At 65.1% G+C, this 13,063-nt stretch carries 10 protein-coding genes; 4 read left to right on the forward strand and 6 right to left on the reverse strand.

Going from position 1 to position 13,063, the window contains the following annotated elements; genetic code table 11:
• Window positions 1-139 precede the first annotated feature (139 nt).
• From EBB56_RS04385 to nhaC, 4 genes are all read left to right on the forward strand, one after another.
• A complete protein-coding gene (locus tag EBB56_RS04385; protein WP_124803071.1) occupies window positions 140-1,717 on the forward strand; it encodes an aldehyde dehydrogenase (NADP(+)) in 1,578 nt (525 codons plus the stop codon).
• Between the two features lie 109 nt (window positions 1,718-1,826).
• Window positions 1,827-2,498, forward strand: a complete 672-nt coding sequence (locus EBB56_RS04390; RefSeq protein ID WP_045992547.1) for a GntR family transcriptional regulator — start codon at window positions 1,827-1,829, stop codon at window positions 2,496-2,498.
• A gap of 564 nt (window positions 2,499-3,062) precedes the next feature.
• Entirely contained in the window at window positions 3,063-4,382 is a 1,320-nt protein-coding gene (locus EBB56_RS04395; protein ID WP_045992546.1) for an FAD-binding oxidoreductase, read from the forward strand.
• A 56-nt stretch (window positions 4,383-4,438) separates the two neighbouring features.
• On the forward strand, window positions 4,439-5,875 hold the full coding sequence (gene nhaC, locus EBB56_RS04400) for a Na+/H+ antiporter NhaC (protein ID WP_124803074.1): 1,437 nt from the start codon (window positions 4,439-4,441) through the stop codon (window positions 5,873-5,875).
• A 92-nt stretch (window positions 5,876-5,967) separates the two neighbouring features.
• Here the strand turns inward: nhaC and EBB56_RS04405 are convergent, their stop codons facing one another.
• The 6 genes from EBB56_RS04405 to EBB56_RS04430 form a co-directional block, all read right to left on the reverse strand.
• Window positions 5,968-6,777 (reverse strand): SDR family NAD(P)-dependent oxidoreductase, encoded by an 810-nt coding sequence (locus tag EBB56_RS04405; protein ID WP_124803076.1) that lies wholly within the window; start codon window positions 6,775-6,777, stop codon window positions 5,968-5,970.
• Window positions 6,778-7,035: 258 nt separating this feature from the next.
• A complete protein-coding gene (locus tag EBB56_RS04410; RefSeq protein ID WP_124803078.1) occupies window positions 7,036-8,403 on the reverse strand; it encodes a YjiH family protein in 1,368 nt (455 codons plus the stop codon).
• Between the two features lie 148 nt (window positions 8,404-8,551).
• Entirely contained in the window at window positions 8,552-9,514 is a 963-nt protein-coding gene (locus EBB56_RS04415; protein WP_124803080.1) for an electron transfer flavoprotein subunit alpha/FixB family protein, read from the reverse strand.
• Entirely contained in the window at window positions 9,511-10,263 is a 753-nt protein-coding gene (locus EBB56_RS04420; RefSeq protein ID WP_108448363.1) for an electron transfer flavoprotein subunit beta/FixA family protein, read from the reverse strand. Before EBB56_RS04420 ends, EBB56_RS04415 begins: the two co-directional genes overlap by 4 nt.
• 23 nt (window positions 10,264-10,286) lie before the next feature.
• Window positions 10,287-11,420 (reverse strand): acyl-CoA dehydrogenase family protein, encoded by a 1,134-nt coding sequence (locus EBB56_RS04425; protein ID WP_124803082.1) that lies wholly within the window; start codon window positions 11,418-11,420, stop codon window positions 10,287-10,289.
• Window positions 11,417-12,559 (reverse strand): CaiB/BaiF CoA-transferase family protein, encoded by a 1,143-nt coding sequence (locus EBB56_RS04430; protein ID WP_045992533.1) that lies wholly within the window; start codon window positions 12,557-12,559, stop codon window positions 11,417-11,419. Before EBB56_RS04430 ends, EBB56_RS04425 begins: the two co-directional genes overlap by 4 nt.
• Window positions 12,560-13,063 lie beyond the last annotated feature (504 nt).

Below are 13,063 nucleotides of genomic sequence, written 5' to 3' on the forward strand. Positions count from 1 at the left end.
CGACATGTCCTGAAACCACCGGGGAGGCTCGCTCGACGCCGGGCCTCCTGTTGTGTTCGGCATGGGCGACAGGGGCGTTGGCACAACACCCCTCTCACCCATGCCGCTTCCCGCACTTCCCCCTCGACAGGAGAGTCAAATGACACTGGAAGGCAAGATGCTGATCGGACAGGACGCCGTGACTGGCAGCCAGGCGCCGATCCACGCCATCGACCCCGCCACCGGCAAGCGCCTGGAGCCGGCCTACCCGGGCGGCAGCCAGGCCGAGGTGGAGCGCGCCTGCGCCCTGGCAGAGGCCGCCTTCGATGACTACCGCGAAACCACGCTCGAGACACGCGCCCGTTTTCTCGAGACCATCGCATCGGAAATCGAGGCACTCGGCGATGCGCTGATCGAGCGCGCCATGCAGGAAACCGGCCTGCCCCAGGCCCGCCTTGCCGGCGAGCGCGGACGCACCTGCGGACAACTCAGACTGTTTGCCGACACCGTACGCGCGGGCGAATGGCTCGACGTTCGCATCGACCCTGCCCAGCCACAACGCCAGCCCATGCCCCGTGCCGACCTGCGTCAGCGTCAGATCGCCCTGGGGCCTGTCGCGGTGTTCGGTGCCAGCAACTTTCCGCTGGCCTTCTCGGTGGCCGGCGGCGACACCGCTTCGGCCCTGGCCGCTGGCTGCCCGGTGGTGGTCAAGGCTCACTCGGCCCACCCCGGCACGTCGGAGCTGGTCGGCCGCGCAGTACAACAGGCGGTGGCCCGGTGCGAGCTGCCCGAAGGCGTGTTTTCGCTGATCTTCGGCTCCGGCCGCGTGGTAGGCCAGGCGCTGGTCGAGGACCGCCGCATCAAGGCAGCCGGCTTCACCGGCTCTCGCTCTGGCGGCATGGCCCTGTGGCAAAGCGCCCAGCGCCGACCGGACCCCATCCCCTTCTACGCAGAGATGAGCTCGATCAACCCGGTGTTCCTGCTGCCCGAGGCGCTCAAGGCCCGTGGCAAGGACCTCGGCGAGGGCTTTGTCGGCTCGCTGACCATGGGCGCAGGACAGTTCTGCACCAACCCGGGGCTGGTGATCGCGGTCAGGGGCGAGGCCCTGGACGCCTTTATTGAGTCAGCCGCCGACGCCGTCAAGGCCTCGGGCGCCCAGACCATGCTGACCCCGGGCATCCATGACGCCTACACCCAGGGCGTAGAGACCCTTGGCGACAGCGACAAGGTCCGAGAAATCGCACGTGGGCCGCAAGGCGAAGGTGTCAATCAGTGTCAGACGGGTCTGTTCGTGGCCACGGCCAGTGACTTTCTCGGCGACGAAGCACTACAGGCCGAGGTATTCGGTTCGACCTCCCTGGTGCTGGAGTGTGCCGATACAAGTGAGGTCAAGGCGCTGGCCGAAGGTCTCGAGGGCCAGCTGACCGCCACCCTGCAGATGGACGACGGCGATACCGAGACGGCCCGCGGCCTGCTTTCGATCCTCGAACGCCGGGCCGGACGTATCCTGGTCAACGGCTGGCCAACCGGGGTCGAGGTATGCCACGCCATGGTGCATGGTGGCCCCTTCCCCGCCACCTCCGACGCCCGAACCACCTCGGTGGGTAGCGCCGCGATCCAGCGCTTCCTGCGCCCGGTGTGCTATCAGGATCTGCCCGAAGCGCTGTTGCCCCAGGCACTGCGCGACGACAACCCCTGGGCCCTTGGCCGCCTGGTCGACGGCAAGCGCGAGGCCTGAATCAGGTCCCTTGCCCAGGCGGCGGCCCCCGGGGGCCGCCGCCTGCCCATGGACATTCATCGCGGTTTGTATACAGTGTGCAATAACATCCGATGGGCAGAGAGAGGCTATGGCGACTTTCAAGACACGCGCACAGTTCGTCGCGGATGACCTGCGCAGGCGTATCCTGGGCGGAGAGTTCCAGGGGGGAACCCAGCTGCGCCAGGATGCCCTGGCAAAGGACTATGACGTCAGCCGTATTCCCGTGCGCGAAGCCCTGCTGACCCTGGAGTCCGAAGGGCTGGTCGAGTTCCATGCCCACCGCGGTGCCTTTACCACCGAACTGTCGGTCGCCAAGATTCGCGAGCTGTTCGACCTGCGAGTATTGCTCGAGACCTACGTCCTGCGCCATGCCATCAGCGAGTTGACGGAAGACGACCTGCTCAAGGCAGAGCGCATCCTCGAGAAGTACGACGATGCCCTGAACAGCGGCGGCGAGATCGACAACTGGAGCGAGTACAATTTCGCCTTCCACCAGGCCCTCTATGCACCGGCCAGGTTGCCCGAAACCCTGGCGTTGATCAGTCAGCTCAACACCAAGTCGGATCGCTACATCCGCATGCAACTGCTCTACACCCAGGAGATCGAAAAGGCCGAGCGCGAACACCATGGGCTGCTCGACTTCGCCCGTCAGGGCAAGGCCGACGAGGCCTGCGAATTGCTCCAGCGCCATATTCAGGAAGCCTGTGAAGGCATCGTGACCCTGCTCGAAGAACGCGCCCAGCGCGGCGACGCAGACTGAAGCGCCATCCCTCCCCTTGTGCTTGCCCTGTCGGCGCCTTGCGGGCGCCGACTCGCTAGAACCCTGGCGTCAACGCCATAGCCCCCTGAACGTCCGCGGGTGAGCTGCCCGCTTTCGCGGTCGTCGCCCTTGGCATGCCAGTGGCGTTATCGCCCCCGTCGGCGCCAGCCGCCTGTCATCAACGTTTCCTCCTGCGCTGGCTTGTTCAAGTCCCTGCCCTGAAAGCACCGTCCTGACGCTCCATCCCCTTGGCAGGTTTTCTGCGCTCCGAACACGGCGCATTCCTTTGCGCTCCAACCCCAGCGCGGCTTTCACGGCGCCCCGAACCCGGCGCGGATTTCCAGGCGCCCCGAACACGGCGCGGTTTTTCATGCGCCCCGAACACGGCGCATTCCTTTGCGCTCCGGCCCCAGCACGTCGTTCATGCGCTCCCCCTCAGTGTATCGCCCATGCAGACCGTCCCAGCGGATAACGCCAACGTTGAATATCGCCGCTATTGATCCGAAAGGGCACCTATCTTATATTTTATACAATCGACAAAGACAAACGCTGCAGAGGCAAACCATGGGTTCACCCGGCTCGCGACAAGACCGCCAACCCGGCGACACGCGCATTACCGTGATCGGTGCTGGCGTCATCGGCCTCGCCTGCGCACTCGAGCTGCGCCGCCAGGGCTTTTCGGTGCAGGTACTGGATCGTCAGGCTCCCGGCATGGGGGCGTCATACGGCAACGCCGGGCATATGGCCACCGAGCAGGTCTTTCCCATCGCCGACGCCTCGATCCTGACGCAGCTTCCCGCCATGCTGCGTGATCCGATGGGGCCGCTGCGACTGGACTGGCGCTACCTGCCCCGCGCCCTGCCCTGGTTCACTCGTCTATTGCTGAACCTGCGCTCTGCCCCCTACGCCAACAGCGTGGCCGGGATTCGTGCCCTCAACGAGGCCAGCCTGGACGCCTGGCGCAAGCTGCTCGAATCGATCGATGGCCGCCATCTGATGAAGGAGGACGGCTCGCTGCTGGTCTATGAGCAGGACCAGTCAAAGCCTCGGATCGACCACCTGGCCGCCGCCATGTCGGCCCAGGGGGTAGCCCTCGAATCCTGGTCGGGTGACGCCATACGCGAGCTCGCGCCGTCCCTCTCGGCCAAGCTCCGTGGTGGCCTATTCTTCCCCGCCACCGCTCATGTGGTCGACCCCGCCGCCATCACCGCTGCCCTGGTCGACGCCGCCCGCCAGGAAGGCGTTACCTTCGCCACGGCGGAGGTACGCACTGCCCGTGTCCATGGCCAGGGCGTCAGCCTCCAGACCGATTCGGGGGCGCTGGACTGTGAACGGGTACTGCTGGCCTGCGGCGCCCACTCGGCCCGCCTGGCCGCAGACCTCAGCGGTCGCCGGGTGCCACTGGATACCGAGCGTGGCTATCACCTGATGCTGCCGGCAGAGCGGCACCGATTGCCAGTGGCGGTCACCTCGCTGGAGCGCCGCTTCATCATGACGCCGATGAGTGACGGCCTGCGCCTGGCCGGCACTGTCGAATTCGCCGGCCTCAAGCGCCCCCCCAACATGGCCCGCGCCTGGCAGCTCCACCGCCTGAGCCAGGGTCTGTTCGAGCACGACCTGGACGCCACCGATGCCAAGCCCTGGATGGGCTTTCGCCCTTCCCTTCCCGATTCGCTGCCGATCATCGACAGCGCCCGGGACGGCCGCGTGCTGCTGGCCTTCGGGCACCACCATCTGGGACTGACCCAGGCCGCTGTGACGGCACAGCTTGTCGCCCGCCTGGCGACGGGGCGGAAGGGCCCAGCGACCGGATCCGGCCCGGTGTCACTCCCGCCACTATCGCCACTCCCGCCACTGTCGCCCTATCGGCTCGAGCGCTTCTGAGCATGACCGCTCAGCCCCTGCACCGCAGAACCCACAACAACACCAAAGGAGATCCCATGACGTCGTCTTCCACCCCCATCCGCCTGCCCGGCATGGCCGAGGTTCTGGCCGTCATGATCGGCTTCATCGCCATCATGTTCTTGAGCATCAATGTCCTTGGCCTGCCCATCCAGCTTGCCCTGTTCGCCTCCTGGTTTCTGGTCATGGCGCTGGGCGTCAGGCTCAAGATCCGCTACGCCAGCATGCAGGAAGGACTGATCAACGGCATTCACAACGGCATGGAAGCCGTACTGGTGCTGACCACCGTCGGCGCCCTGATCGGCACCTGGATCGCCGGTGGCATCGTGCCGAGCATCATCTACTACGGTCTGACGGTGATGGACCCGCAGATCTTCCTGTTCGCCGCCTTCATCATCTGTGCCCTCACCTCGCTGGCCACTGGTACCTCCTTCGGTACCGCAGGCACCGCCGGTGTCGCCATGATGGGCATCGGCCACAGCTTCGGCATCCCGCTGCCGCTGGTCGCCGGCGCGGTGATCTCCGGTGCCTACGTCGGCGACAAGATGTCGCCGCTGTCCGATACCACCGTGATGACCGCCTCGCTGTGCAAGGTAAACCTGATCGACCATATCCGCTCGATGATGCTGGTCAGTGCACCGGCAATCCTGATCGCCGGCGTGCTGTTTCTGGTGGTCGGCTTCTTCTTTATCGACGGCGACGTCGACACCTCCCGTGCCACCGTCGCCATGCAGGCGCTGGAGACCCACTTCACCATCAGCCCCTGGCTGTTGCTGCCGGCGGTGATCGTGATCGGCCTGCTGACGCGCCGATTCCCCGCCATCCCGGTAATCACCTTCGGCGCCGTGCTGGGCAGCATCTGCGCCTGGTGGGCCCAGGACGTGTCTCCGGTCGATGCCATTCGCATCGCCTATGACGGCAACGCCATGGCCTCCGATGTGGAATTCCTCAATACACTGCTCAATCGCGGCGGCATCCAGTCGATGCTCGGCGTGGTGGCACTGATCCTTTTCGCCCTGGGCCTCGGTGGCCTGATGGACCGGGTCGGCATCCTCAAGGCAATCAGCAACGGCTTCCTGCGCTGGGCCAACAACCCGGGCCGGCTGACCCTGTCGACCATGCTCGGTGGCTTCTTCGGCAACTTCTTCGGGGGCGCCGCCTACGTCTCGCTGATCACCGCCAGCACCATCACCGAGAAGAACTACGACGACCAGGGCATCGATCGTCGGGTGCTGTCGCGCAACGCCGAAGCCGGTGGCACCGTGACCACCCCGATGGTGCCCTGGACCGATGGCGGCGTGTTCATGGCCACCACCCTCGGCGTATCCACCATGGCCTACCTGCCCTTCCTCTGGTATCACATGCTGGTCATCGCCATCTCGCTGTTCTACGGCTACGCCAATATCGCCATCTGGCGCACGACGTCGTCCACCGAGAAAGCGACCACCTCCAGCGGCGAATTTCAGACCCCCTAACGAGCCTTGAACAGCAGGCAACCAAAAGCCCCCGCTCGCCTTCACGGTGAGCGGGGGCTTTATCTTGTGCACTGGGGCCAAACAACCAAGGCCTAGCCCAGGCAGTGCTCCAGCACCTCTTCCATGGCCTCGACCAGGCGACGGCATCGGCCATCGTCCATGGCGTGGGCATGCGGTGACGAGAAGCCCTTGCCATCGTTGTCGTAGTACTGGCCGCCGGCGTTGACGAACTCCTCGGACAGCGCCGCCTTCACCAGAATGTCGACGCCGATGGACAGGTCGTTACCGGCCACGCCAAAGCCTTCCTTGACCATCTTGCTGGCCAGCAAGGAGCCGGGGTTGACCGCCACCACCATGGGATCAGCGGCACTGGACCTGGCGGCCAGGTCGCGGGTCCACATGATCAGCGCCAGCTTGCTCTGGGCGTAGGCGTCGAAGTCACCGTCGGCGTCGGCGGTGCCGGCAAGCGCCGCCAGCGACACCGGCGCCTGGGCGGCAGAAGCCAGATTGACCACCCGCCCCTTGTCTCCGAGCAAAGCCGCCAGGCGACGGGCCAGCACATAGGGCGCCAGGGTATTGACCGCAAATCGCACATCGAGGCCGTCTGCGGTACGGGTGTCCGGGGTGCGGTAGACCCCGGCGTTGTTGATCAGCACATCGATGCGCTCATCGCTCTGCTCGACCTCCGCCGCCAGCGCCGCCGCTTCGGCCAGGCGTGATAGGTCGGCGACATGCCCTGCGGGCACCTCGCCTTGCGAGATCACAGCCAGCTGCTCACGGGCCGCCGCGAGCTTGTCCGGGTTGCGTCCGTGCAGGATGACGCGATGGCCCTGGCGCGCCAGCTCGCTGGCGGTGGCAAGGCCAATCCCATCGGTGGACCCGGTGATCAATATCGTCTTCATGGCAATCTCCTGGCGGCGCCGGTCACCGGATAACGGTGCGGCGACATGTTTTCCCCCATGCTAGTGCAGCCCTGTGCCGACGATAAGCCGGCAAGCGGCGCAATCAGTTTTCGGTTTTCTTGCAAAGCCATCGACTGCACCACGCCGGCAGCCTCGCCTATCCCCACCCTAACGTATGGCCTGCGCCTTGCGCCCGACATGAAAAAGGCGCTGCCGACGGAGGACGGAAGCGCCAATGGGCGGCACAACAGGGTTAGGCTAGAAAAGCAGGTGGGTCGCCAGCGCCACCATGGGCATGGCCACCAGGGTGCGCAGCAGGAATACCACGACCAGGTCACGCACCGTCAGCGGGATGTCCGACTCCAGCATGGCGTTGGCACTCTCGGTGAAGAAGATGATCTGCACCGACGACAGGGTGCACACGAAGAACACCGCCATGGGGTCGACGTCGGCGCCGGAGATGATGATCGCCGGCAGCGCGATCTCGGCGATCGACACCAGCACGGTGGGGGCAATGGCGCTGGCATCCGGCAGCTGAAGCGCAGAGATCAACGGCTCCACCAGCACGCCCAGGTAGTCGAATACCGGGGTGTAGGTCGCCAGCAGCAGCGCCAGGGTGGCGATGGCCAGGATGTAGGCGACGATCTTCTGGGCAAAGGTGATGGCCTCCCAGAAGCCCTTGTAGAACACATCGAGCCGAGTCTGGGAGGCGCGCTCGGCGGCGGCGCCACAGGCACGGGCCAGGATGTGTCCATCACTGGAAACCTCAAGATCCTGAGCCGTCTGGGTGTTGCCCTGATGGTAGACGTCGAGCTTGCGCGACAACGGCGGAATCCTGACCATCAGCGCCGCCAGGGTGAAGTTGATGATGAAGGAGACGATGATCATGTGCGGCAGGTAAGCCATGATGCCGCCGATGGACGCCAGCAGGGCGAAGAAGCCCAGGCTGCAGATACTGAAGTTGGTGGCAATGCTGGCCGACTCCCGCTGAGTATAGTGGCCTTCCAGATAGAGCTTGTTGGTGATGAAGATGCCCACCGCCGGGGCGGCGACGAAGGAGGCAACCGCGTCCACCGCAGACTTGCCCGGCAGACGATAGAGCGGACGCATCAAGGGCTCCATCAGGGTGCCGACAAATTCCAGGAAGCCGAACTCGGTCAGAAACAGCACAAACAGGCCGGCGATGGCCACGGTCAGAAAGACGCTGCCCCCCAGGTACAGCGCCAGCCCACCGACATCCTTGTGCAGCAGCCAGTCGGGCCCGATCTGGAACACCAGCATGAAGGTGAACACCGCCGCCAGCAGGAAGGTCAGCCCGGTCATCGTGCCATCCTTCTCATGGTAGGCGGCGACGGCTTGGCGCCATGGAGACGGCGCCCCGGAGGAAGCCACCAGGCGTGACAGCAGCCAGGTCACACACAACAGGGCGACCAGGCCAAGCGTCAGATACTCGAGGGCCCCGCCGAGCGAAGACTTCAGATAGTCGATGATGATCACCAGCGGGATCTTCAGCGCGCCATCTGCCGTCGGGAAGGGGAAAAAGAAGATGCAAAGGCCAATCAGGCTGCCAACCAGCGAGGTCACGCCAGCGCTGCGTGGAGGGGCTGCCACCTTGGGATTGTTCATGTTGTGTCTCCAGTGGGGCTTGGGATGAGCACCGCCCGCAGGGGCGGATGCTCGGTGGTGCCGGCGCCGTCATCGGCGCCAGCGGAACGGATGATATTCAGGGGTTGAATGGCCAGCGCCGTTAAGCACGGAACTGTGGCCAGCTGCGTCAGCGCTCGGCCAGTGCCTGGTCGAGTTCGGGCAGTGCCTGGAACAGGTCCGCGACAAGACCGTAGTCGGCGACCTGAAAGATCGGCGCCTCCTCGTCCTTGTTGATGGCGACGATGACCTTCGAGTCCTTCATCCCTGCCAGGTGCTGGATGGCGCCGCTGATACCCACCGCGATGTACAGCTCCGGCGCGACCACCTTGCCGGTCTGCCCCACCTGCAGGTCGTTGGCCACGAAGCCGGCGTCCACCGCCGCCCGCGACGCCCCGATGGCGCCGCCAAGGGTATCGGCGATACCTTCGAGCAGGGCAAAGTTGTCACCGCTGCCCATGCCGCGACCGCCGGAGATGACCACCCTGGCAGCGCCCAGCTCCGGGCGCTCGCTCACCGCCCGGGTCTCGCCGACGAGGCGCGAGTGCTGATTGACGATGGCGATGTCGACGGACTCGATGGGTGCTGCGCTTGAGACCTCGGCCACCGCCTCGAAGGCGGTGACCCGCACGGTGATGACCTTGACCGGGTCCAGACTCTGTACCGTGGCGATGGCGTTGCCGGCGTAGATCGGCCGCTTGAAGGTATCGGCGGACTCGACCGCGATGACCTCGGAGAGCTGGGCGACATCCGCAAGCGCCGCTACCCGCGGCAGCACGTTCTTGCCGCTGGTCGATGCCGCCGCCAGCACGTGGGTGTAGTCCCCGACCAGCGCCGACACCAGATCTCCCATTGGCTCGGCCAGTTGATGGGCAAGGCTCGCCTGATCGGCCAGCCGCACCCGGCTTACGCCTTCAAGCCTTGCCGCTGCCTCGGCGATGCCCGCGACGCCCTCGCCTGCCACCAACACATCGATATCGACGTCGCTTGGGTCTGCTGCGGTCTGTGCGATCTGTCGGGCGGCGGCGACTACCCGCGCGGTGGCCTCGCCGAGCTGTCCTTGATGATGTTCCCCCACGACCAGAATCTTCATGCGATCACCTTGGCGTCGTTCTTGAGCTTGTCCACGAGTTCGGCCACCGAGGCCACCTTGATGCCGCCCTGCCGCTCGGGCGGCGGCTCGACCGCCTTGAGCCTGAGCCGAGGGCTGACGTCGACGCCCAAGGCGTCGGGCGTGGTCACGGCCAGGGGCTTCTTCTTGGCCTTCATGATGTCCGGCAGCTTGGCGTAGCGAGGCTCGTTGAGGCGCAGGTCGGTGGTGATGACCGCCGGCAGCGCCAGCGACAGGGTCTCGAGGCCGCCGTCGATCTCGCGGGTGACCTTGATCTGGCCCTGCTCTACCTCCAGGGCGGAAGCGAAGGTGCCCTGGGGCATGCCGCCGAGGGCGGCCAGCATCTGGCCGGTCTGATTGTTGTCACTGTCGATGGCCTGCTTGCCGAGCAGTACCAGCTCCGGCTGCTCCTGCTCGACGACCGCCTTGAGCAGGTGCGCCACCGCCAGCGATTCCAGCGCGACCTCGGTGTCGATGTGCAGGGCACGGTCGGCGCCGAGGGCCAGCGCCGTGCGCAACTGCTCCTGCACCGCCTTCGGCCCGGCACTGACCACCAGCACCTCACTGGCCACGCCGGCCTCCTTGAGGCGAACCGCTTGCTCCACGGCGATTTCACAGAACGGGTTCAGGGCCATCTTGACGTTGGTGAGGTCCACGCCGGAGTGGTCCGGCTTGACCCGGATCTTGACGTTGTGATCAATGACGCGCTTGACCGCGACAAGGATTTTCATGGGCTATCTCCCTTGCTGGGCGGTCAGGCGGTGATGGCACGGCCGATGATGATCTTCTGGATCTCCGAGGTGCCCTCGAAGATGCGGGTGATGCGGGCGTCACGGTAGTAGCGCTCGATCGGCAGGTCGGAGATGTAGCCGTAGCCGCCGTGGACCTGCACCGCGGCGTCGGTGACCTTGGCCGCTGCCTCGGAGGCCACCAGCTTGGCCACCGCCGACTCCAGGCTGAAGCGCTGGCCGGAGTCACGTGCGTCCGCCGCCTTGTAGGTCACCAGCTTGGCGGCCTCGAGCTGGGCGTGCATCTCGGCCAGCATCCACTGGATGCCCTGGTGCCGGCACAGCGGCTTGCCACCGACGATGCGCTCCTTCGACCAGGCCAGCGACGCATCCCGAGCGGCCCGCGAGATACCGACGCTCATCGCCGCCACCTCGACCCGACCGCGATCCAGCACCTCCATGGCGGTGGCGAATCCGGCCCCCTCCTCGCCCATCAAGGCATCCAATGGCAGCACACAGTCGAAGCCGATCTCGTAGATATGGCTACCGCGCAGGCCCAGGGTCTTCTCGGGACTCGAGAACTCGAGACCCGCGGTGTGGCGGTCGACCAGAAAGGCCGAGATGCCGCGGTGGCCCTGATCGGGGTCGGTCTTGGCGTAGACCACCAGGAAGTCGGCGAAGGCGCCGTTGGTGATGTAGTGCTTGGTGCCGGTCAGGTGCCAGCCGTCGCTGGTGCGTACCGCCCGGGTGCGCATCTCGGCGGGATTGGAGCCGGCCCCAGGCTCGGTCAGGGCGAAGGCGCCCAGCTTCTCGCCACTGGCACACTGGGGAAGCAGCGCCTGCTTCTGATCCTCGGTGGCGCCGATCAGCACCGAGTCGGTGGCCAGAAAGTGAGCGGTCAGCGATGAACAGGTGGCCGCGCAGTGGTAGGCGATCTCTTCCACAGCCAGCGACATGGCGATGCTCGAGATCTCCACACCGCCATACTGCTCGGGCAGATTCATGCCCCAGAAGCCCAGCTCGCCCAGGGCGTCGAGGCTCTCGCGGCAGAACTCCCGCGTTTCGTCGTAGCGCGCCGCATTGGTCTTGAGCACCTCAGCGCAGACGCGGTGAGCGGCGTCCTGGAAGGCGATGTCATCTTCATTGAAGGTAAAGTTCATGCGTCGATCTCCTTGTCGAGGTGCTGTGATTCGAGACAGGCGTTGTGTTGGCCAAGCGTCGGCGCGGGGCGATCGCAGACGACCCGTCGGCCATTGAAGAACACCGGTTGAGCCGGCGAGCGCCATTGCCCCATATCGAGCAGCAGCTGGCGGTCTTCGGCATGCCGGGATTCGGCAAGCTGGGCGATGTTCCAGATCGGAGACGCCGGCACTCCCGCCTGATCGAGACGCGCGCAGACCTCCTCCACGGTGAACTGGCCGGTCCAGTCTTCGATCAGCGACTTGAGTTCGGCCTGGTGGAGACAGCGCTGCTCGTCGTCGACAAAGCGCGCATCCTCGGCGAGCTCTGGCGCCTGCATGCACTCAACCAGGCGAGAAAACAGCGTGTTGTTGATCACCGCGATGATTACCTGGCCATCGTTGGCCTCGAAGCTGTCGAAGGGCGCCGACAGCGGATGGCGGTTGCCGATAGGAGAAGGCGCCTGGCCGCTGGCGACGAACTGCGCCAGGTTGGTGACCTGCATCGAGAACAGGCAATCGAGCATGGACACATCCAAGTGACAGCCCTGGCGCTCGGGGTCACGTTCACGGGCGAACAACGCCGCTGTGATCGACCAGCTGGCGAACATTCCGGCGCACACATCGCCCAGCGACTCGCCGATGCGGGTCGGCATGCCGCCATCGGGACCGGTGGCCGCCATCATGCCCGACAGCGCCTGGGCGATGATGTCGTAGGCCGGCTTGGCGCGCATGGCACCGCTCTGACCGAAGCCGGAGATCGAGCAGTAGATGAGACGGGGATAGCGCGCACGCAGCGTCGCCTCGTCGATCCCCAGGCGCTCGGTCACCCCGGGCCGGAAGTTCTCCACCACCACGTCGGCGCGCTCGCAAAGCCGATGAAAGCGCTCCAGGTCCTGGGGGTCCTTGAGATTCAGACACAGGCTCTTCTTGCCACGATTGAGCATCGAGAAGTACAGGCTTTCGCCCTCGACGTAAGGCGCAATATGACGGCTGTCATCGCCCTGCCCCGACTCGACCTTGACCACTTCGGCGCCCAGGTCGGCCAGCATGGCGGTGCAGTAGGGCCCGGCGAGCACCCGGGACAGGTCGAGGACGGTGATCCCCTTGAGTGGTTGCATAGCGTCTTGCCTCCGGTCTTGTTGTTGGCAGTGACATCGAGCGCTGACGGCCGCTCAATATGTATATACATATCTATCGCTAAAGTGGCCAGCTTTCCACCCAGACATTCTTGCCAAAAATCTCAGAACGAAATTTATTTATTGTTTTTTAAACGTTTTCTAAAATATAGGCCTTGAGAATTATCGACCAAGGTCTAATGATAAATGGTGACACCAGGCGCTTGTGGCACATATTGGTATATACATCTAGCGTCATCGACGGCCCGCACCGATGTCGAGGGAGTCCGCGGCACGACACCCCGAAGCCCGTCGGGAACCCGAGAGATGGTCATCGAGGGCAACGTCAGGGAGGGGGAGAACGACGGGCGCCAAGCGTTCGTCAGCGCTGCCAGTAGAGAGACAGCAGAGAGATAGCAGGGTGATAGGAGGGAGTTCGGCGAGAGAGCTTGCCGGGGGGGAGATCACCGAGAGAGGGAGGTGAAAACGCGAGCGCTGCATGACACC

The sequence above is a fragment of the Halomonas sp. YLB-10 genome (assembly GCF_003856855.1).
In the GTDB taxonomy this organism is placed as follows: Bacteria; Pseudomonadota; Gammaproteobacteria; order Pseudomonadales; family Halomonadaceae; genus Halomonas; species Halomonas litopenaei.

Coding starts and splice junctions, on each gene's coding strand:
- EBB56_RS04395 (WP_045992546.1), top strand. CDS start 3,063: ATGGGTTCACCCGGCTCGCGACAAGACCGCCAACCCGGCGACACGCGC.
- EBB56_RS04410 (WP_124803078.1), bottom strand. CDS start 8,403: ATGAACAATCCCAAGGTGGCAGCCCCTCCACGCAGCGCTGGCGTGACC.
- EBB56_RS04385 (WP_124803071.1), top strand. CDS start 140: ATGACACTGGAAGGCAAGATGCTGATCGGACAGGACGCCGTGACTGGC.
- EBB56_RS04420 (WP_108448363.1), bottom strand. CDS start 10,263: ATGAAAATCCTTGTCGCGGTCAAGCGCGTCATTGATCACAACGTCAAG.
- EBB56_RS04405 (WP_124803076.1), bottom strand. CDS start 6,777: ATGAAGACGATATTGATCACCGGGTCCACCGATGGGATTGGCCTTGCC.
- EBB56_RS04425 (WP_124803082.1), bottom strand. CDS start 11,420: ATGAACTTTACCTTCAATGAAGATGACATCGCCTTCCAGGACGCCGCT.
- EBB56_RS04390 (WP_045992547.1), top strand. CDS start 1,827: ATGGCGACTTTCAAGACACGCGCACAGTTCGTCGCGGATGACCTGCGC.
- EBB56_RS04415 (WP_124803080.1), bottom strand. CDS start 9,514: ATGAAGATTCTGGTCGTGGGGGAACATCATCAAGGACAGCTCGGCGAG.
- nhaC (WP_124803074.1), top strand. CDS start 4,439: ATGACGTCGTCTTCCACCCCCATCCGCCTGCCCGGCATGGCCGAGGTT.
- EBB56_RS04430 (WP_045992533.1), bottom strand. CDS start 12,559: ATGCAACCACTCAAGGGGATCACCGTCCTCGACCTGTCCCGGGTGCTC.